15 protein-coding genes and 2 pseudogenes are annotated in these 18,266 nt (G+C 69.4%); 9 read left to right on the top strand and 8 right to left on the bottom strand.

Annotation, left to right across the window (positions count from 1 at the left end):
* Positions 1-20: 20 nt before the first annotated feature.
* From BIV24_RS08430 to BIV24_RS08420, 3 genes are all read right to left on the bottom strand, one after another.
* On the bottom strand, positions 21-1,265 hold the full coding sequence (locus tag BIV24_RS08430; RefSeq protein ID WP_071365570.1) for an SWIM zinc finger family protein: 1,245 nt from the start codon (positions 1,263-1,265) through the stop codon (positions 21-23).
* On the bottom strand, positions 1,262-4,096 hold the full coding sequence (locus tag BIV24_RS08425; protein ID WP_245766705.1) for a DEAD/DEAH box helicase: 2,835 nt from the start codon (positions 4,094-4,096) through the stop codon (positions 1,262-1,264). Before BIV24_RS08425 ends, BIV24_RS08430 begins: the two co-directional genes overlap by 4 nt.
* Before the next feature lie 126 nt (positions 4,097-4,222).
* Positions 4,223-6,466 (bottom strand): plasmid pRiA4b ORF-3 family protein, encoded by a 2,244-nt coding sequence (locus tag BIV24_RS08420; protein WP_143064572.1) that lies wholly within the window; start codon positions 6,464-6,466, stop codon positions 4,223-4,225.
* Positions 6,467-6,915: 449 nt separating this feature from the next.
* Between BIV24_RS08420 and BIV24_RS08415 the strand changes: the two genes are divergently transcribed.
* The 5 genes and pseudogenes from BIV24_RS08415 to BIV24_RS08405 all read left to right on the top strand — a co-directional run bounded on the left by BIV24_RS08415 (position 6,916) and on the right by BIV24_RS08405 (position 10,147).
* The gene (locus BIV24_RS08415; protein WP_071365568.1) at positions 6,916-7,113 is read left to right on the top strand and encodes an MmyB family transcriptional regulator; all 198 of its coding nucleotides are present in this window, start codon (positions 6,916-6,918) and stop codon (positions 7,111-7,113) included.
* Positions 7,114-7,516: 403 nt separating this feature from the next.
* Positions 7,517-7,693: a hypothetical protein gene (locus BIV24_RS33065; protein ID WP_218149292.1), complete on the top strand. Its 177-nt coding sequence runs from the start codon at positions 7,517-7,519 to the stop codon at positions 7,691-7,693.
* A pseudogene (locus BIV24_RS36365) lies at positions 7,666-7,917 on the top strand (7-cyano-7-deazaguanine synthase); the annotation flags it as partial. The gene BIV24_RS33065 and the pseudogene BIV24_RS36365, both read left to right, overlap by 28 nt.
* Positions 7,918-7,967: 50 nt before the next feature.
* Complete coding sequence (locus BIV24_RS35090; protein ID WP_071365567.1) at positions 7,968-8,156, top strand: hypothetical protein; 189 nt, start codon at positions 7,968-7,970, stop codon at positions 8,154-8,156.
* A gap of 416 nt (positions 8,157-8,572) precedes the next feature.
* The gene (locus tag BIV24_RS08405; protein WP_245766704.1) at positions 8,573-10,147 is read left to right on the top strand and encodes an FAD-binding oxidoreductase; all 1,575 of its coding nucleotides are present in this window, start codon (positions 8,573-8,575) and stop codon (positions 10,145-10,147) included.
* Positions 10,148-10,251: 104 nt separating this feature from the next.
* On the opposite strand, the pseudogene BIV24_RS33055 reads toward BIV24_RS08405, so the two are convergent.
* Positions 10,252-10,365 (bottom strand): annotated as a pseudogene (locus tag BIV24_RS33055) (integrase); the annotation flags it as partial.
* A 330-nt stretch (positions 10,366-10,695) separates the two neighbouring features.
* Between BIV24_RS33055 and merB the strand changes: the two are divergent.
* Complete coding sequence (merB, locus tag BIV24_RS35970; protein ID WP_281247714.1) at positions 10,696-10,956, top strand: organomercurial lyase; 261 nt, start codon at positions 10,696-10,698, stop codon at positions 10,954-10,956.
* 256 nt (positions 10,957-11,212) lie between these two features.
* Here the strand turns inward: merB and BIV24_RS08395 are convergent, their stop codons facing one another.
* On the bottom strand, positions 11,213-11,746 hold the full coding sequence (locus BIV24_RS08395) for a GNAT family N-acetyltransferase (protein ID WP_071365565.1): 534 nt from the start codon (positions 11,744-11,746) through the stop codon (positions 11,213-11,215).
* A 213-nt stretch (positions 11,747-11,959) separates the two neighbouring features.
* On the opposite strand from BIV24_RS08395, the gene mobC reads away from it, so the two are divergent.
* From mobC to BIV24_RS08380, 3 genes are all read left to right on the top strand, one after another.
* Positions 11,960-12,262: a plasmid mobilization relaxosome protein MobC gene (gene mobC / locus BIV24_RS31440; protein WP_245766703.1), complete on the top strand. Its 303-nt coding sequence runs from the start codon at positions 11,960-11,962 to the stop codon at positions 12,260-12,262.
* A gap of 597 nt (positions 12,263-12,859) precedes the next feature.
* Positions 12,860-13,063, top strand: coding sequence for a cold-shock protein (locus tag BIV24_RS08385; RefSeq protein ID WP_071365563.1), 204 nt, complete (start codon positions 12,860-12,862; stop codon positions 13,061-13,063).
* Positions 13,064-13,235: 172 nt separating this feature from the next.
* Positions 13,236-14,720 (top strand): DEAD/DEAH box helicase, encoded by a 1,485-nt coding sequence (locus tag BIV24_RS08380; protein ID WP_071365562.1) that lies wholly within the window; start codon positions 13,236-13,238, stop codon positions 14,718-14,720.
* Between the two features lie 296 nt (positions 14,721-15,016).
* On the opposite strand, the gene BIV24_RS08375 is transcribed toward BIV24_RS08380, so the two are convergent.
* The 3 genes from BIV24_RS08375 to BIV24_RS08360 all read right to left on the bottom strand — a co-directional run bounded on the left by BIV24_RS08375 (position 15,017) and on the right by BIV24_RS08360 (position 18,230).
* Positions 15,017-16,723 (bottom strand): DEAD/DEAH box helicase, encoded by a 1,707-nt coding sequence (locus BIV24_RS08375; protein WP_071365561.1) that lies wholly within the window; start codon positions 16,721-16,723, stop codon positions 15,017-15,019.
* A gap of 87 nt (positions 16,724-16,810) precedes the next feature.
* Positions 16,811-17,014 (bottom strand): cold-shock protein, encoded by a 204-nt coding sequence (locus BIV24_RS08370; protein ID WP_071365560.1) that lies wholly within the window; start codon positions 17,012-17,014, stop codon positions 16,811-16,813.
* A 475-nt stretch (positions 17,015-17,489) separates the two neighbouring features.
* The gene (locus tag BIV24_RS08360) at positions 17,490-18,230 is read right to left on the bottom strand and encodes a class I SAM-dependent DNA methyltransferase (RefSeq protein ID WP_071365558.1); all 741 of its coding nucleotides are present in this window, start codon (positions 18,228-18,230) and stop codon (positions 17,490-17,492) included.
* Between the last annotated feature and the right edge of the window lie 36 nt (positions 18,231-18,266).

The following is an 18,266-nucleotide window of genomic DNA, read 5'->3' as shown; positions in this document are numbered from 1 at the left end:
TCACGGGTCTGTCGTACGTGTCACCTCTCGGTCTGCTGCCAGACGGAGGTGAGCGCCGTGACGGGGTCGAGGTCGGCGGGCGCTGCCGGCCACCAGTCGCCGTCGTCGTGCCGGAGGTAGGGGTACCAGCGGGTGTCGGGGCCCAGGCGCAGCTGGATGCGGTGGTCGGTGAAGGTGAGGCGGTTGCGCCAGGCCCTGAGGGCGGCGGGGGCGGTGGTCATCTCTGTGAGGGCCGTGGTCAGGGCGTTGCGCGCCGCCGCCATCACCGTCGGGTCGGGGGTGTGGGGGTGTTCGGCGACGGTGATGCCGGTTGGGCCGCCATACCGCCAGGCGCGGGTGAGGCGGGCGAACGCGGTCGGTTTGGCACCGGTGTTCTGGATGAGGTGGTGGAACCACTCGGGGCCGCAGTTGCTCGCGGCGATCCGTGCCGCGTCCTCGTGCTGGTTCAGGTGCAGGCTGGTGGTGTCGCCCGTGAGCAGCCGGGCGGCGCGTGCGGCGGTGTCCGCCATGAGGCGTTCGAGGTCCTCGGCTGACAGACCGGATCCGAGTGGCGGGGCGGCGGGCAGTGTGGCGGTGTGGGGGGCCGGTTCGGGGAGTTCGGGAAGAGGCGGAGTGTGTTCGGCCAGGGCCGCCCAGGCCGCGTAGGCGCCCGCGGCCGGGAGGCCGGCTGGGGCCGGTGGGGTGGAGGTCGCCTGGGCGGCCGTACGGCGGGCGCGCAGCTGGGTGAGGACTTCCTCCCGGCCGCGGCCGCGCAGGGCGAACACCGCGAAGGGGTCGGTATCGATGGTGGCGGCGATGGCGTAGCAGAGCGCGGCGGCGTGTTTGCAGGGGTAGCCCCAGTCGGGGCAGGAGCATTCGGGGTCGAGTTCGGTGGGCTGCGGGAGCAGGGGGACGCCGGAGTGTCGGGCGTCGTCAACGAGTTCGGCGGGCATCTCGCCGTCGAGGAGTGCGGCGAGATGCCCGGCCCGGGTCGCGATGGTGTCGAGGAGGGTATTCCACTGCGCGTCGGTGAGGACGGGCAGGTGGACGGCGGAGCGGTAGGGGCGCGGCCTGCTGCCCTGGACGGCGGCTTTGACCTGGCCGGGGGCGATGGTGACGGGGCCGACCATGCCCTGGCGGGCGTAGGTGCGTCCGCGGGACAGGCGCCCCGAGTCCAGGGTGGAGTCCTCCAGGGCCGTCACCCATGCCTGGCCCCACCAGGTCGCGGCGAAGGCCCGCCTGCCACGGGCGGGCACGCGGCGCGGGCTGGGGACCGAGGGGCTCATGACTGCCTCCCCAGGGCGACGAGTTCGGCGAGATCGTCGTCGGACAGTTCGGTCAGAGCGGCCTCACCGGAGCCGACCACGGCGTCGGCGAGCGCGCGCTTGGATTCGAGAAGCTTCGCCACCTTGTCCTCCACGGTCCCCTCCGCAAGGAGTTTGTGGACCTGTACGGGCTTGTCCTGGCCGATGCGGTAGGCACGGTCGGTGGCCTGGTCCTCGACCGCAGGGTTCCACCAGCGGTCGTAGTGCACGACATGGGTGGCCCGTGTGAGGTTGAGGCCGGTGCCCGCGGCCTTCAGGGAGAGCAGGAACACCGGCACCTCGCCGCGCTGGAAGCGGTCCACCATCTCCTCGCGCGCGGTGACGGGCGTGCCGCCGTGCAGGAAGAGTGTGGGGACGCCTCGTTCCGCGAGATGCTTCTCCAGCAGGGTCGCCATCTGTTTGTACTGGGTGAAGACCAGCACCGACTCGCCCTCGGCGGTGATGGTGTCGATCAGTTCGTCGAGCAGCGCCAGTTTGCCGGAGCGGCCGTGCAGCGGTGTGGACTGGCGCAGGCTGTGCTCTTTCAAAAACTGGGCGGGGTGGTTGCAGATCTGCTTCAGCGCGGTGAGGAGCTTCAGGACCAGGCCGCGGCGGGCGATGCCCTCGGCTTCGGCGATCTTCGCCATGGTTTCACGGACCACCGCCTCATACAGGCTTGCCTGCTCGGCGGTCAGCGGTACGACACGGTCGGTTTCGGTCTTGGCGGGCAGTTCGGGCGCGATGCCCGGGTCGGACTTCTTGCGGCGCAGCAGGAACGGGCGGACGAGACGGGACAGCCGTGCGGCAGCCTGCGGGTCCTCGCCCGATTCGATCGCTCGGGCGTGCCGGTCGCGGAATGCCGTGAGTGGGCCGAGGAGTCCGGGGGTGGTCCAGTCGAGGAGCGCCCACAGTTCGGAGAGGTTGTTCTCCACGGGGGTGCCGGTGAGCGCGACGCGGGCGCGGGAGGGCAGGGCGCGCAGCTCACGGGCGGTGACTGCGTAGGGGTTCTTGACGTGCTGGGCCTCGTCGGCGGCGATCAGCGACCAGGCGTTCTCGGCGAGGGCCTCCCGGTCGCGGCGCAGCACTCCGTAGGTGACCAGGACGATCTCGTCCCCGGCCAGGTCCTTCAGGTGGCGGTCGCCGCCGTGGTAGCGGCGCACGGGAGTGGATGGTGCGAACCTGGCCGCCTCGCGCTGCCAGTTGCCGAGCAGCGAGGCGGGGCAGACGACGAGCGTGGGGCCCGCGGTGTCGGGTTCGGTCTGGCGGTGCAGGTGCAGAGCGAGCAGGGTGATGGTCTTGCCCAGGCCCATGTCGTCGGCGAGACAGCCGCCGAGACCGAGCTCGCACATCTCGGCCAGCCAGGCGAGGCCCCGCTTCTGGTAGTCGCGCAAGGTGGCTTTGAGCGCGGCGGGCTGGGCGGCGGGGGTGCGGGATTCGGGGTCGCGGATGCGGGCGACGAGGTCGGCGAGCGCCCCGACCGCCGCGCAGCGAAGAGTCTCCCCGTCCCGCTCCACCTCGCCGGTCAGCGCGGCGCCCAGTGCTTCCATGGGAGTGAGCGGTTCCATCCGGCGGCGCTTGGCGCGGGCTACCAGCTTCGGGTCGGCGACCACCCACTGGTCACGCAGCCGGACGAGGGGGCGGCGGGCCTCGGCGAGGGCGTCCATCTCAGCCTCGGTGAGCGGGTCGCCGCCGAGCGAGAGCTGCCAGCGGAAGTCGAGGAGGGTGTCGGCGTCGAGCATGCCGCCCGCGCTGGAGCCGGGCGCGGTGCGTTGCTCGATCTCCGCGGTCGCGGTAAGTGCCTTGACCAGCTCGCGCGGCCAGTGCACGTCGATACCGGCCCCGCGCAGTGTGTCGGTGGCGTCGCCCAGCAGGTCGAGGGCCTCGTCGTCGGTCAGCCGCAGCTGGTCCGGAGCCGCGTCCTTCAGTAGCCGGTCGAGCGGTGGCCAGACGCGGGCGCCGCGGCGCAGTGTGAGCAGCGTCTCCGTCTCGGCGCGCGGGCCGAGTAGCCGCTCCACTTCGGCCGGTTCGTTCCACAACTGTGCGGCCTCCACGACGAGCGCGGGATCCGTCGCTGTGTGCAACTGCAGGACGGCCCGGAACTGCCGACGCCTCCCCTCGGGTACGTCGACCCGCAGCGAGACCCTGACGTCGGCGGTGAACGCGGCGGCGGTCTCCTCGGCCCACTCGCGCAGGGCGGGCACGGCACGCGGCTCGCGCCAGGCGTACGGCAGGGCTCCCATGGCAAGCGGAGCGGCCGGGGTGCGGACCAGTTCGTCGGCGACCGCGTCGCAGAAGTGACGTACCAGCGCGGCCGGTTCCGCGATCCGAAGTGGTGCGGGACCGGGCTCGGGCAGGCAGTGGGCGTGGAGCGGGAAGGCGGCGGCGAGGGTGTCCAGCGTCTGCCGCTGGGCGGAGGTGAAGGGGCCCGCCTGCCAGGTGTCGTAGCCGGCGGGGGTGAGAGCCGGGTGGAGGCGGCCGTCGGCAAGTAGCCGCAGCGCGAAGCGGGCGGCGGCCTGCCAGGCGGCAGCGGAACGATGCGTCGGCTGTGCCCCGGACAGCGCGGCAACGGCGAGGGCGACGGGCAGCGCGTAGCCCTCCACTCTGCGCCGTCTGACCGAGCGGCCGTGCGGGAGCACCAGTTCCGCCGTCTCGGCCTCGACGCCCACGGGTGCCATGCCTTCGACGGCGGTGGCCCCGGCGGGCTGCCAGAGCAGCAACCGGCCGAGGCGGGCAGGCTCGCCGGGGAGGAACACCGCCGCCCAGCCGCCGTCGAGCAGACTCCGCGCCCAGGCGGCCGACTCCGGTGCGGCCAATGGTGGCACGCTCCTCGTGCCCGTGCTCTGCTCCCGTACGAGGACTCGTGCCACTCTCTTTCGCCTCACCGTCGTCCAAGCGGTCTTCACCGCGCCTTCGTCCACCAGCAGGTTCCGCCCCTGCTGTCACTGACGGGAGTGGGCCTTGTTCGCTGCGGTACGCATGCGTTTGGCCAGCCGTTTGTCGACGCCGCGCAGGCCCTCACCCAGTTCGGTGAGTACTTGGGCGGTGGCTGCGTGCTCCACTCGCCACAGGTCGTCCACCCGATGTTCGAGCGCCTCCGGCGCCGTGTTCCAGTTCTCCAGGAAGCCCTGGGTCAGCTCCTCGCTCTCCTGAGTACCGGCGAGGATCGACAGTCCGTCGATGAGCAGCCACAGCCCGGCCTCCTCCGCCTGTGCCGGGGCCATATGGGCTTCCGACTCAGGGCGTTCGCCCAGGGTCGCGGTGGCCACCTGGCGGCACCCCTCGATGTCGGAGTCCGCTGCCTTGCGCAGTACGCGCAGTGCGCGGGGGCCGTCGAGGTCGGCCAGCACCAGTTGGGCTACGGCGCGCTTCGCCGCGGCCTCGGGGCCGTCTCCTGCGCAGGCGTCGAGCAGCCCTACCGCGGCATCAGCCGCAGAGCGGTGTTTCAGCCACCCTTCGACCTCCCGGCGCATCTCCTCGGGGGAGTAGCCCAGGAGCCCTTGGAGCAGAGCGGCAGCGTCCGCTTCGGCGTACTCACCGAGCAGCGGCGCGGGCACACCGCACTCCATCAGGTAGGCACGGAGCCCGTAGCGGCCGAGCGGGGTGAGCCGCATGCGGTCCCCACGCCTGTCGTCCCGCGACCGGTCAGGCGCCGCCGACGAGGTTTCCGAACCGCCGCCCAACTCCTGCCCGCCCATGGCGTTCAGGAGCGTACGCAGAGCCAACTCCGGCGGAGTGTCGCCGTCACCGGGCTCGTACTCCACCGCGCCCAACAGGGCGAGTTCGTCCCCGAGTTCCCGGAAGGACGCTGCGAACAGCGTCTGGAAGAGTTCGAACTCCGGCCCGTTCGCGCCCACCTCGCGGGCCTTCGCACGCAGGTCGTCGACATCCACCCAGGTGTCGTCCGGAGCGTCGTACAGCAAACCGACCAGTGAGTCGGCGATCTCGGCCGTCAGCTCGTCCAGCTCACCGTGCCACCCGTCCAGCACCCCCGTCTCACCGATCTCCTCCAGTAGATCGCCCATCGTGGTGGCCCAGAACTCCAGAAGGCTCTCGTCGGCGAAGTCAGTTGTCTCGCCGCCCCGCGCGCGACCCCCGCTGATCGTGATCAGCCCGCCGTCCACGGCGAGCCACCACGGATCATCGAGAACGGCCACGTCCTTGGCGCTGCGCAGCGATTTCAGCGCACGAGCCCGCGCGACGGCATGGGCATACGGCGAGTCGTCGTCGGCCAGCTTCCACAGCTGGAGCTCCTCGACGGCCTCACGGGCGAGCGCGGGCCGCAGTACCCGGCCGGCGGTGACCTGCCGTCCCTCGCGGCACCAGGCGGAGAGCCGCAGCGCCGCGTCGAAGAGCGGGACACCCCGCACGGCAGCGATCAGGTCCTCCTGCGGAGCCAGGGTCACCGGGCGCAGCACAGGCACATCCTCGTCCGGTCCGTCGACTCCGGCCTCGACCGGATCGCCCGCCCGGCACTGCCCGCAGGTGCACAACGCCACGTCCTCGGCGGTCAGCCGACGGACACCGCCGCGCCCGCCCCGATCGCCGGTCGGCGGCTTCGCCGTGCCGGACACCGTGTCCGGCGTCAGCCGGGCCAGCCGCGCGGTGATCCCGTCCCGGTCGAAGGCCGCCGGATCGTAACCGGCCACCCGCAGTTCGGCGACAAGCTCACCGTACGGGCCATCCTCGGCCCCGGCCGGGGCATCGAGGCACTTCAGCACCTCGGCCAGCCCCCACACGCCGCCGATGCCCTCGGCCGGGACATCGGCGCGACGCCCGCCGACGCAGCGCACCGTCCGCTCCGCGCCGACCGGACACGGCAGAGTCTTCTCCAGCGTGATTTGGTGCTCCCAGTCCTCGCCGAAGTCGTAGACGTAGCGCAGCCGCGCTCCCTCCGCGGCCAGCACGTCGCCGAGCGCGGTGGTGTCCTCGTCGCCGACCCTGTGACCGAAGCCGAGAGCGATGTCGGTGAGTCGGGCCGCATCGCCGTACCCCCGGCCGAACTCGTCGGTGAAGAGGTGCAGATGGCCACCATGCCATCCGAAGGCGACCTGGATGGCGTCGTGCAACGTCCCGAGCGAGGTGTCGGACGGCATTACCAGGCGCCGCCACAGGGGTGGTCTCGTGCCGTGCAGCACGATCTTCAGCTGGAGATCGGACGGGGCCGTCTTCCCGTTTTGCCGCATCTGCTGCTCCCACCGCACCGGGGCCACTCGAACGGCCCCATCATGGTGCTGTCGGTGGGCCTAGCCCAAACCCGGTTGTGGTCGCCACCGTCCATCTGGGCACCTTTGGTCTCGACGCTGCCCGCAGCGGATATCCTGCGTCCTCACTTTCGCGGGCAGAGCAGGCGCTCGGGAGCCCACGGCCCTGCCAGCCACAGTTGTCACAGCCCTCGACATGTGCAGACGCAGCGAAATGCCGGGTTTCGTAACCGACCGGGTGCTTGAGCGACGCGGAGACGGTGACGGGAGGAGGAGCCCGGCTGCTCGGCTGGGCATTGCTCGGCCTGGGCATTGCAGCGATGCGCGAGCCGTCCCGTACGGCGAGACGCGAGCGCCGAGGTTGCGTCCTGGGAAGTGGTGTACGGGCTCCCACCTGGTCCGGGCGTTTGCCCCGGCGTCGGAGTGAGTGCTTGCTGCGCCTGCACGCCGGCTGTCACCCGCAGGACACCCGGCTCGCCCGCATCGTCAACGACTTGAGCGCCGCCCCCGACTTCCGCCGCCTCTGGGCGGAACAGGACGTGTACCGCCCCACGTACGGCGCCAAGGTCTACCGGCACCCGACGGTCGGCGAACTGACCCTGGGATTCGCTGTGTACTCCGCTTCTTGACCGGCTCGACGCCCTGCCGGGCCCGCAGCTCCCCCAGCAGCGTGTCGGCGAAGCGGCCCAAGCTCGCGGCGGACGGCCGGGGCGGCCAGGTGCGGCACGCGCAGATCGTGCGCGGCGAAGACCCAGGCACCCGGCCAAGAACCCGGCCGCCGTTGGCCATGGCGACGGCGCTCTGGTGCCGGCCCAGGCTGGGCCATCGGCACAGCCGTCCTGGGGCCGGCCGGGGGTGACGGGCCGGTGTCCCGTGCCGGAATATCCGTTCAGCGTATATTGAGGAGAAAGGTGGACATATCGAAATCCAAAAGGTAGGTACCCACCTTTTGGAGCGCCTGACGAACCAACTCACCGGATCCGCCCCCAGGAGGGGCTCGAGTCGTATCCGACCCGTCCGGAGGAGGACGCGATGCGGGACGTGGCGAGCAAGAGGGACGTGGACGACCGTCCCGCGGTCACCGAGCGGCTCGTGACACTCACAGTGAACGGCCGGTCGTACACCCTACGTCTGGACACCCGGGTCACCTTGCTGGACGCCCTGCGGGACCTACCCGTTCCGTGCACCCGTGGACGCTGGGTCGGCTGAACGCCTTGGTAACCGCCGTCGGTGACGCCGGGAGCGCGGTGCGGGTGGTCAACCCCTTGACACGGCTGACGAAAGGCGAAGTGTGCAGTGCCGCACGCAATGCGGGCCTTACCCCGTCCGACCTGGAATCCACCCTGAGCTGCGGCAGGCCACCCACCCGCCGCAATGGCGGCCCCTCCATCGCCAACTGCGGTGTCTGCTTCCCGTGTCTGGTGCGTCGCTCCGGGCTACTCCACGCAAACGGCACCGACGGCACCCAGTACGAGGCATTGCCATGGGCGAACGACCTACCCCTCGACCGGGGCACCGACTGGCGCGCACGCGGTGGCTGCTCGGCCGATACACCCTTACGGATGTCCTCACCGACACCCCGCTGCCGCCGGACATGGACCCGGCGGTGGCCTTCGATTTGATCAGGCGCGGGCGGGAGGAGCTGGACGGCTGCTTCGGATCGCGGCTGTGACCGGGGCCGCCGACGCGGCGTAGGCGGCAACGTGGAGTACGATTCAACGCTGCATTGGTGAAGGCCAGTTGGGACCTATCCGCATCCCGTCCTCCTGCTCCGCTTCCAGACGCCCCAGCGTCGGTGATCTCGGCCTGCCACTTCCCGCCCCGCTTGGGCATGGTGATCAAAGCCCGCCCCTTGAGCGCGCGCTCTGTGATCAAGTGGATGTTCGGCCTTGACGGGCGGGCAACGGCCCTTGGTGTGTGTCTGAGCTGTTTGGCGGTGCGTCTCTCGTTCCTTCGTGTGGTGGGTCGGGCGGGTGGGCAGCCGGCGGGAACGGCACCGGTCGACGATCAATGAACTGGCCGATGGGATCGCAGGAGGAGTCTGCGACCGCTGCGTGAGGGTAGGTCACTTTGATCGACAGGCGGGACGTGCTGCGGGCAGGTGTGCTGGGCAGCGTTGGTGGCGCGCTGGGGCTGCAGGCACCGGAGCGTGCTGCTGCGGCAGTTGAGGCAGCAGGGCCAGTTGGCCCTCGGGACTGGAAGCGGTTGGCTGATGCGCTGTCACCTGGGGCTACCCTCTACCGGCCGTATGGCTCTGTATATCCGTCGCTGGCCTTGCCGTTCAACCACAGGTACGCCGGAATTCGGCCTGCCGGCATCGTTGCCTGCGCCACGACCGAGGACGTATCTGAAGCGATCCGCTGGGCCCGCGCGGTCGGGCTGCCCGCCGTACCACGCTCCGGGCTGGGACACAACTACGCCGGGTATTCGACCACCACGGGCCTGCTGCTGAATATGGCCCGCATGAAGAGCATCGTCTCCACCCCGATGCCGGGCCGTGCCCACCCTCGGGTCTACGGGCCGATGAAGGTCGTGCACGACGCCGGTACCGTCACCGTAGGGGCCGGGGTCACCAATGGCGACCTGCATCCGCTGTTGGAGGACCACGGCATGTTCGTGCCGACCGGTCGTTGCCCCAGCGTCGGGGTCGCAGGGCTGGTGCTTGGCGGCGGTATCGGCTTCAGCGACAAGATGTTCGGCCTGACCTGCGACCGGCTCGTTGCCACGACCGTCGTGCTCGCCGACGGACGCGCGGTCAAGGCCAGCAAGGATACGCACCCCGACTTGTTCTGGGCCTGCCGCGGCGGAGCAGGCAACAACTTCGGTGTCAACACCTCGTTCACCTTCCAGTACGAGCAGTTCGAGGGCACCGTGGGTTTCTACCAGCTCCGCTGGAGCCTGGACTCCGTACTGCCGGTGATCGCCGCCGCGCAGCACATTGCCCAGGACACAGTGGGCGACAGGCGGTTCCATCTGCGTCTGGGCATCGGGACCAACGGGATGACCAGGACGCAGATCCATGCGAACGCCAACGTCAACGCCATCGGCCAGTACTACGGCACTGTCCAGGAACTGCGTGCCATCCTCGACCCGCTGCTCAAGATCGGCACGACCGAGGAACGCGCCCGCAACAGCGCGTCCGTTCGTCAGGTCACGCCCGGTGAGGCGAGCGTACTGCTGAGCGCAACCACACCGATCGACCGCTTCGCCACCAAATCGGCGATCCTGGACTCCCGCACTCTCCTGACCGATCAGCAGGTCGGCGCGGCAGCCGAGCGCCTGCTGGACTGGCCTGGCAGCAACAACGAGGACGGAGCCGGGTTCGCAATGTTCGCCCTCGGCGGCGAGATCAACCAGGTACCGCCGAACGCGACCGCGTTCGTACACCGAAACGACCTCTTCGTCTTCGCCGCCGAGACCTCGTGGGCGGATTACGACCTCCCCGACGTCGCCGAAGCCAACCTCCACTGGCTCAAGCAGTTCTACGACGACATCTTCCCTGGCAAGTCGCCCGAACACGCGTACCAGAACTTCCCCGACCCGACACTGAAGAACTGGCGGGAGGCGTACTACGGCAGGAACTACCCCCGTCTGGTCAACGTGAAGCGGAAATACGACCCAACCGGCTTCTTCAACTACCCGCAAGCGATCGGCACGCGTTGAGCCCAAACGGCGAGGTTTCGCCTTACGGCTCGATACCGGGCCGGCGTCGTGCGACATGATCTGGAGACGCGGTTGATGGACGTGGTGAGGCGCCGGTTACCTAATCACGCGGCGAGGGCGGGCCGGCCTCCCCAGCGCATTCCTTTCTCGCTGCGGATGCGGGCGCGCTCCTCGCGTTGGGCTGCCAGGACGTCGGGGTGGCGGGCGTTGGCGTTGCGACAGCAGTTGGGGTGGTTGGCGCTGGTCACGGGCGACGAGGCCGCGATGAGCCGGACCGCGACGGCAGGGCGCACCTCAGGCGTGAGCCCGGCACCGTACGGGTTCGCCGACAGCCCGGGGTGATGTCGGAGATCGCGCTCACGATGGCGTCATACCAGGACGGCACCGCCTCGACGTCCGCGCCGACCAAGCCCAGCGACTCGGCAACGACGGAGACGGCCACAGGCCCGGCCACCTCCCGGCGCAGTTCGGCGCTGCCACGCGGCCGGATGCCTTCCACGAGCTGTTCCACGAGCCGCGCGGCTGTGTGCTGAAGCCGTTCTGGTCGGGTGGCCACCGAGAGGCGGCCGGCGGCCCGCCCGGTAGGTGGTCGCGGGCGCCACAGACCTCATGACGCGCCCGAAGCTCGGCAACGACCCGGCGGCGGGCCCGCGGCCATGGCGTGCTGCGACGCACTGAACTTCTTCACGTCTGCTGTTTCCGCCCAAACCTGGGCCTCTGACCATCCGGATATTCCCGGCTGTGTGGTCGCGCAGGCGCAGGCCGAGGAGATCGCGCGGGAAACCTTCGGTCCGCTGCTCGCCCCTTGAACTCGCGCCTGTCAATCGGCCCGACGTGGCCACCCCGCCCACGCTGTCGTGGGTGGGCAGATCCATCGAGCAGGTCTGGAGTCGCCCCGAGCGCGTGGTGGGGATTTCCAGGGCTCTGGCCGCAGTTCCGTGAAAGCGGAGGTCAGCGATGGGAAGACGCCATTCGCCCCTGGGTGGCCGTACCATTGCATTTAATGAGCTCGGGGACGTAGGAACAGTGGTCGGCTGTTTTGTGGTGATCGACCGCTCGGCCGGTTCATGCCTGGAACTCGGTGAGGTCGATGGCGTGAACGCGCAGCGGGTAGCCGTACACCGGGTGTGCCGTCTCCCGCTCGGGCACCATGCCGAGCTTACGGATGACGTTCTCGGACGCGTTGTCGCCCACCCGGTTGATGCTGATGACGCGGTCCAGGCCGCGGTCCTGGAGAGCGAACTCCAGTGTGGCGTGGGCGGCTTCGGACGCGTATCCCTGGCCCCAGAACTGTGAGCCGATCCGCCAGCTGATCGCCACGGCGGGCATCACCTCCGGTAGGAACTCGGGCACGGACAGTCCCGTGAAGCCGATCAGCTCGCCCGAGGCCAGCAGCTCGACGGCGAAGAGTCCGAAGCCCTCCTCGTCCCACTCCTCCTCCCACCGCTCGATGTCCTCGGCCGTGTGGTCCAGGTCGCGCACCGAACCGTCTTCGATCCAGCGCATGACCCGTGGGTCCGCGTTGATGTCCGCCATCGGCGCGAGGTCGTCGTCGTGCCAGGTACGGAGGAGGAGGCGGGGTGTGCGGATCTCGGTCATGCGCCCATCCTGCCGAAGGCAAGGGCCTCATCCGAAATCCGGCGCTCGCCCGCGCTGCCGCTGCAGAACCACAAGGCGTCAAGCCGCCTGCACCGCACACCGTGACGGGTGAAACATCCGGGTCGGGTTCCTCGCCGACACCACGGTCGCGGTCAAGCCCAAGGCGGCGCCAAAGCACTGCTGTTGGACCAGCGGGGACGCGTCGCGGAACCGATGTCCGCCGGCGCGCAGCTCGCCCGCGTCGGCAACAACCTCAACCAGGTGGCCAGCGTCCTCAACTCCGGCGGCCGGGCCGAGTACACCGACGACGCCGTCGCCCGCCTCCTGCGCGCCGCCGCCAGGGTCGAGGCCGCAGCCATCGAGATGGCGAGGCGCTGGCACCGTGGTCCCGGACATCGCCACCGGCAGCCGCACGTTCGGCTTCCGGCAAGCATCGCAGAAATGCCGTGCGTAAACGCGAACGGGAACAGTCGGACCAGGCGGGATGGCACGCATAGCGTGGTCCAGCCCGCATAAACTTGCTGCGCATCAACTGCAGTCAGAAATGGACTCGTTGCGCTACAGCGAGACGATGACGGCGGTTGGATTGAACATCGGAGCCGGCGGTGAGGCTTTCGGTGTGCACTCTGGACGCCGCCCTCGGGACGGGCATCTCGGCAGCAAGCAAGGACGCCGAGGGATTCCGAGCCTGTCTTTCACGGAAAGGACTCGGGGTAATCCGAGCCGAGAGGTGTGTGACTTTTTTCGGGCAACCAAAGAATCGTGGAGGTCAGGTGCTCGTCACTGAAGAGGGCGAGCTCTCCCTGATCGCACCTTGTGCAGTCTGAAAATTCACCTTCCGTGTGTAGTCGAGTTCGCACCGGCTGACGTATTGATCCGGTGTTCCCGCGATGTCGAGGTCTTACGTCACGGGTGAAGGAAGTGTGGATGCGTGTACCGTGCTAAACTTGATCACAGTTGCAGTTGTGGTTCCCGAAACTTCAAGTGACTTGGCGATTGTATGTCGTCGGGCATTTTTGTATCTCCGGTGCTTATCCGGACGGGGCTCATTGTAACAACGCATGGGGTTCGCACGGTGTGGGTCCCCGGGTTATGCCCCCAAGGAGATGTGACATGGCTACTGGCACCGTCAAGTGGTTCAACGCGGAAAAGGGCTTCGGCTTCATCGAGCAGGACGGCGGAGGCCCGGACGTCTTCGCCCACTACTCGAACATCGCCACCCAGGGCTTCCGTGAGCTCCAGGAAGGCCAGAGGGTGAACTTCGACATCACGCAGGGCCAGAAGGGTCCGCAGGCGGAGAACATCACTCCCGCCTGACGTCGAAGCGTATGAGATGACTGGGGCCCCGCCTTGCGGTGGGGCCCCAGTCCACTGTTTTCTGTATTCCGCTGGAATTCTTTTAGATTCACATTCGGCTCGTTCTTGCAATTTGTCCGGCTCATTCCTGTCGGGAATTTTTCGATGCGCGCCCTGTTGAGGAAGGTTCTCCATGAGCCGTTCAGCTCGCACGAACGACCATTTCCGTCCACGGGGTCAGGGTCGCCCCGGCGTCGGTCCAGGCGACAGCGGGCGCCGTTCCCCCACACCACAGGGGGAGTTCGCGCTGCCGGTCACCGTCACCCCGGCCCTCCCCGCCGCTGCGGCCTTCGGTGAACTGGACATGCCCGTCGAGCTGCTGACGATGCTCACCAGTCTCGGCCTGAACGAGCCGTTCCCGATCCAGGCCGCCACGTTGCCGAACTCCCTCGCAGGGCGCGACGTCCTGGGCCGCGGGCGCACCGGATCGGGCAAGACGCTCGCCTTCGGTCTGGCGCTCCTCGTGCGCACGGCCGGGCGGCGTGCCGAGTCGCGGAAGCCGCTGGCCCTCATCCTCGTCCCCACGCGCGAGCTGGCCCAGCAGGTCACCGATACGCTCGCCCCGTACGCCCGGTTGCTGAAGCTGCGGCTGGCCACTGTGGTCGGCGGCATGTCGATCGGCAGGCAGGCCGGCGCACTGCGTGCCGGGGCCGAGGTGGTCGTCGCGACTCCTGGCCGCCTCGCGGATCTCGTCGAGCGCAAGGACTGCCGCCTGGACCGAGTGAACATCACCGTCCTGGACGAGGCCGACCAGATGGCGGACATGGGCTTCCTGCCGCAGGTCACCGAACTGCTGGACCAGGTACGTCCCGATGGCCAGCGCATGCTGTTCTCGGCCACGCTGGACCGCAACATCGACCTCCTGGTCCGTCGTTACCTCCATGACCCGGTGGTCCATTCCGTCGACCCGTCGGCGGGCTCGGTCACCACGATGGAGCATCACGTGCTGCAGGTGCACGGCGCCGACAAGTACGCCACCGCCACCGAAATCGCTGCCCGCGACGGGCGCGTGATCATGTTCCTGGACACCAAGCATGCTGTCGACCAGTTCACCAAGCACCTGCTGAGCAGCGGCGTAAAGGCCGCTGCGCTGCACGGCGGCAAGTCGCAGCCCCAGCGCACCCGCACCCTGGCACAGTTCAAGACCGGTGACGTCACGACGCTGGTGGCCACCAACGTCGCGGCCCGGGGTATTCACGTCGACGGCCTCGATCTCGTCGTCAACGTCGATCCGCCCAGCGACCACAAGGACTACCTGCACCGCGGTGGCCGTACTGCCCGCGCCGGTGAGTCCGGCAGTGTCGTCACGCTGGTCCTGCCCAACCAGCGCCGGGACATGGCCCGTCTCATGTCCGACGCAGGCATCAGGCCGCAGATCACGCAGGTCCGCTCCGGCGAGGCCGAGCTGAGCCGCATCACCGGCGCCCAGGCTCCCTCCGGTGTCCCCGTCGGCGGCAGCGCGCCGGTCGCGGAGCGCCCGAAGCGTGGCGGTGCCCCCTTCCGCGGTCTGGGCACCCGCCCGGGGCGGGCCGGCGGCGGTGGCGAGTCCCGCCGGTCTGCTGAGGCCCGCCAGATTGCCGAGGCCCGCAAGGCCGCCCGGGTCCGTCGTGGCGTATAGGTCGGCAACGGTGGCCTCGTCCAACCGCGAGCCCTGATCGCCATGCCGGCAAACGCCGGCATGAAACCGGGGGCCCAGCCTCCGGTGCCCTTGCCGAGGCCGGCATCCGCTGGTCCTCATGCGCTGCGACCCCGAGAAGCACAAGCGACCCGGCGGGTCCGCAGGAGCATCGACCACGTCCTGCACTGGTCCTGCGGCGGCGCCGCCGACAGCACCAGGCCCGCGTCAGCCACTACAAACGACGAGGCCACAGCCCGCACGACTGAAGCCTCGTCACAACAAGCAGCGTTGCAGTACTAGGTTGCAGACGTGCGGCGGCCTCGGCCGGAGCCGCGGTCACCGGTGCCGGTTGCACCGCCGGTTGCCGTCCGTCGGCCGGATCCGCGGACAGCCTTGCCGGAGGCAGCACCGGTCGCTGCCCCGCCCCCGGCCCGGCGGTCGGAACTGCGGCCGCCCGAGCCAACGGCACCCGCCGTGGCCTTGCCGGCCCCCGTCCGGCGGGCAGAGCCGCGCCCGCTGCTTGCGGATGGCTTACCGGCTCCTGCTGCCCCGGCGGCGGCCCGGCGGTTCGAGTCTTGGTCCCTCGTTCTGGCGGCAGCACCTGTCGCCGCTGCGCTGCCGCCCCTTCGGCGGCGGCCGGACCGCCTGCCGGGCTCGGTGCCGGTCTTCCGGTCTTGACGGGGTGCTGCCGATGTCGCCGGCTGGGCGACCTCGATGGTGACGGGGACGCCGGAAGGCTCGCGGGCGCCGGTGATGGTGGCCAGTTCCGCGTCGCTGGACGTGATGCGCGCCGTCCTGGGGCGGATGCCCGCGTCCGACATGAGCCGGGTGACGTCCCGTTTCTGGTCGGGCAGGACCAGTGTGACCACGCTGCCGGTGCCGCCGGCGCGGGCCGTGCGGCCGCCCCGGTGCAGGTAGTCCTTGTGGTCGGTGGGGGGATCGACGTTCACGACGAGGTCGAGGTTGTCGATGTGGATGCCCCGGGCCGCGACGTTCGTCGCCACCAGTGCGCTGACCTGGCCGTTCTTGAACTGTTCCAGGGTGCGGTTCCGCTGTGGCTGGGTGCGGCCTCCGTGCAGTGCGGCGGCACGGACACCGACGGCCAGGAGTCGCTTGGCGAGACGGTCGGCGGACCTCTTCGTGTCGAGGAAGAGGATGACCCGCCCGTCACGGGCCGCGATGCGCGTGGTGACGGCCTTCTTGTCGGTCTCGTCCAGGACGTGGAGCACGTGGTGCTCCATGGTGGTCACCGCTCCTGCGGACGGGTCCACGGAGTGCACGACGGGGTCGGTCAGGAACCGCTGCACCAGGCGGTCGATATTGGCGTCCAGGGTGGCCGAGAAGAGCATGCGCTGGCCGTCGGGCCGCACCTGCTGGATCAGCTTGGTGACCTGCGGCAGGAAGCCCATGTCGGTCATCTGATCGGCTTCGTCCAGCACCGTTATGCGTACGCTGCCGAGCGCGCAGTCCCCGCGCTCCACGAGGTCGTTGAGTCTGCCGGGACTCGCCACGAGCACCTCGGCGCCGCGCCGAAGCGTAGCGGCCTGCTTGGTGATGGACAGCCCCCCGACCACGGTGGCCAGCCGGAGGTTCACCGCCGTGGCGTAGGGGGTCAGCGCGTCCGTCACCTGCTGGGCGAGTTCACGGGTGGGCACCAGCACGAGGGCGAGGGGTGCCTTGGGCTCGGCCCGCAGTCCGGCAGTACGGGCCAGAAGTGCCAGCCCGAACGCGAGGGTCTTGCCGGAGCCGGTGCGTCCCCGTCCCAGCAGGTCACGGCCGGCGAGCGAGTTGGGCAGCGTGGCGGCCTGGATGGGGAAGGGGGTGGTGACGCCCTGTGCGGCGAGGGTCTTCAGCAGCCCTGCGGGCATGTCCAGACCGGCGAAGTCCTCGACGGCGGGAAGTGCGGGCGTCGTGTTTTCCGGTAGCCGGAATTCCCTTGGCGACGACGCGGACGGTGAGGGCGACGAGGCGCGCCGGTTTGACTTCTGGGGCCTGCGGGGCATGCGATTATTTGCCTTCCTGGAAACAGCACAAACCGGGGTTCGCACCATGACGGTGCGAACCCCGGTGAGCGGATACGCCGCCGGCGATCAGGCGGGGATGATGTTCTCCGCCTGCGGGCCCTTCTGGCCCTGCGTGACGTCGAAGGAGACGCGCTGGCCCTCCTGGAGCTCACGGAAGCCCTGGGTGGCGATGTTCGAGTAGTGGGCGAAGACGTCGGGGCCGCCGCCGTCCTGCTGAATGAAGCCGAAACCCTTTTCGGCGTTGAACCACTTCACGGTTCCCTGTGCCATGTTTTTCTCCTTCTGTAGGCAGAGGCCCCATCCGGAGATGCCGGAAAACAAATAATGCACCCGAAGGAGAAGCATTCCTGTCAGGTGCACATAGGTTCATGGGTACCACAACTGCAACCTCGAAACCTTAACACAGCTCGGCTGCCTGTGATGGGTCACCGAGGTGCGGGGTTCCCGGATTGATTCATGGCATCGACGAATCCGTCCATGAGTCCCACGAAGGGGGCCCACGTCGACCGCCTGTGCGGGGAGAACATGTCGGCGATCGGAGTCCAGGAGGCGAGCCGGGGGCGGGTGCGGTGCTCGGCCGGCACTCGGCCGGAACGGTTGGCGGACACGAACAGGGAGAATCCCAACCGCCAGGTTCGCCTGTCGTTTCTCGGGTAGCCCTGGTGCGGCCACGACCGTAGGCCCGATCTCGGGCCACACCAAGTGACAGGGGCCCGGCCGGCGGGCGGGGCGAGGAGGGATCGCTTCAGGCCGGCTTGCGCCACACGGAGATGTGCTTCGCGGAGTCCTGGTTGAACGGCGCCCCGTCCCAGTCCGCGACGCGCTGTTCCAGCTCGAGCCCCGCGATCCGGGCCATCAGGTCGAGCTCCGCCGGCCATGCGTACCGGTGCCGGGAACTGCCGCGGCGGTAGCGGCCGTCGTCGCCGTCTCGGGTGAGGTGGTGCGAGACGAGAACCTGTTCGACCAGGTCGAAGGTGTCGAAGCCGAGATGCCGCTCGGAGACGTCGAACGGCACCGCGACCTGCCCCGGTGGCAGGAACCGCAGCGGTGGCACGCCCAGTTCGATGACGAATCGGCCGCCAGACACCAGGTGACGCGCGGCGTTGCGGAAGCACTCGACCTGCTCGTCCTGCGTGAGCAGGTTCGAAATGGTGTTGTAGACGAGATAGACCAGGGTGAACTCGCCGGGGACGACGGTCGTCGCCATGTCCCCGACGGAGACCGGGAGTGTGCCCTCGTCGACCTTGCGCCGCAGGACCGCTGCCATGTGCTCGGAGAGTTCGATACCCGCTACGGGCACGCCCCGTTCCCGGAGCGGGACGCCCACCCGCCCGGTTCCGATGGCGAATTCCAGTGCCCGGCCGTCTCCGGCGAGTTCGGTGAGGAAGGCGAGGGTCGGTCCGAGAACAGGGGCTGAGGACATTTCGCTCTCCTCGGCGTCGTAGCGCTCGGCGCTTGCACGGGTCCACAGCTCGCTGCTCGTCATGGGCCGACACTTTGCCGCGAGTGGCGGGGACCGTCC

Origin of the sequence: Streptomyces colonosanans (assembly GCF_001866645.1) — a bacterium.
Lineage (GTDB): Bacteria > Actinomycetota > Actinomycetes > Streptomycetales > Streptomycetaceae > Streptomyces > Streptomyces colonosanans.
The sequence above is the reverse complement of the archived record's forward strand: the minus strand, read 5'-3'. Positions and strand labels throughout refer to the sequence as shown.

Excerpts from the sequence above, each read along its gene's own strand:
- BIV24_RS08430 (WP_071365570.1), bottom strand. The coding sequence starts at position 1,265 with ATGAGCCCCTCGGTCCCCAGCCCGCGCCGCGTGCCCGCCCGTGGCAGG.
- BIV24_RS08360 (WP_071365558.1), bottom strand. The coding sequence starts at position 18,230 with ATGACGAGCAGCGAGCTGTGGACCCGTGCAAGCGCCGAGCGCTACGAC.
- BIV24_RS08420 (WP_143064572.1), bottom strand. The coding sequence starts at position 6,466 with ATGCGGCAAAACGGGAAGACGGCCCCGTCCGATCTCCAGCTGAAGATC.
- BIV24_RS35090 (WP_071365567.1), top strand. The coding sequence starts at position 7,968 with ATGGGCGAACGACCTACCCCTCGACCGGGGCACCGACTGGCGCGCACG.
- BIV24_RS33065 (WP_218149292.1), top strand. The coding sequence starts at position 7,517 with ATGCGGGACGTGGCGAGCAAGAGGGACGTGGACGACCGTCCCGCGGTC.
- BIV24_RS08385 (WP_071365563.1), top strand. The coding sequence starts at position 12,860 with ATGGCTACTGGCACCGTCAAGTGGTTCAACGCGGAAAAGGGCTTCGGC.
- BIV24_RS08370 (WP_071365560.1), bottom strand. The coding sequence starts at position 17,014 with ATGGCACAGGGAACCGTGAAGTGGTTCAACGCCGAAAAGGGTTTCGGC.
- BIV24_RS08380 (WP_071365562.1), top strand. The coding sequence starts at position 13,236 with ATGAGCCGTTCAGCTCGCACGAACGACCATTTCCGTCCACGGGGTCAG.
- BIV24_RS08375 (WP_071365561.1), bottom strand. The coding sequence starts at position 16,723 with ATGCCCCGCAGGCCCCAGAAGTCAAACCGGCGCGCCTCGTCGCCCTCA.
- BIV24_RS08395 (WP_071365565.1), bottom strand. The coding sequence starts at position 11,746 with ATGACCGAGATCCGCACACCCCGCCTCCTCCTCCGTACCTGGCACGAC.
- mobC (WP_245766703.1), top strand. The coding sequence starts at position 11,960 with ATGTCCGCCGGCGCGCAGCTCGCCCGCGTCGGCAACAACCTCAACCAG.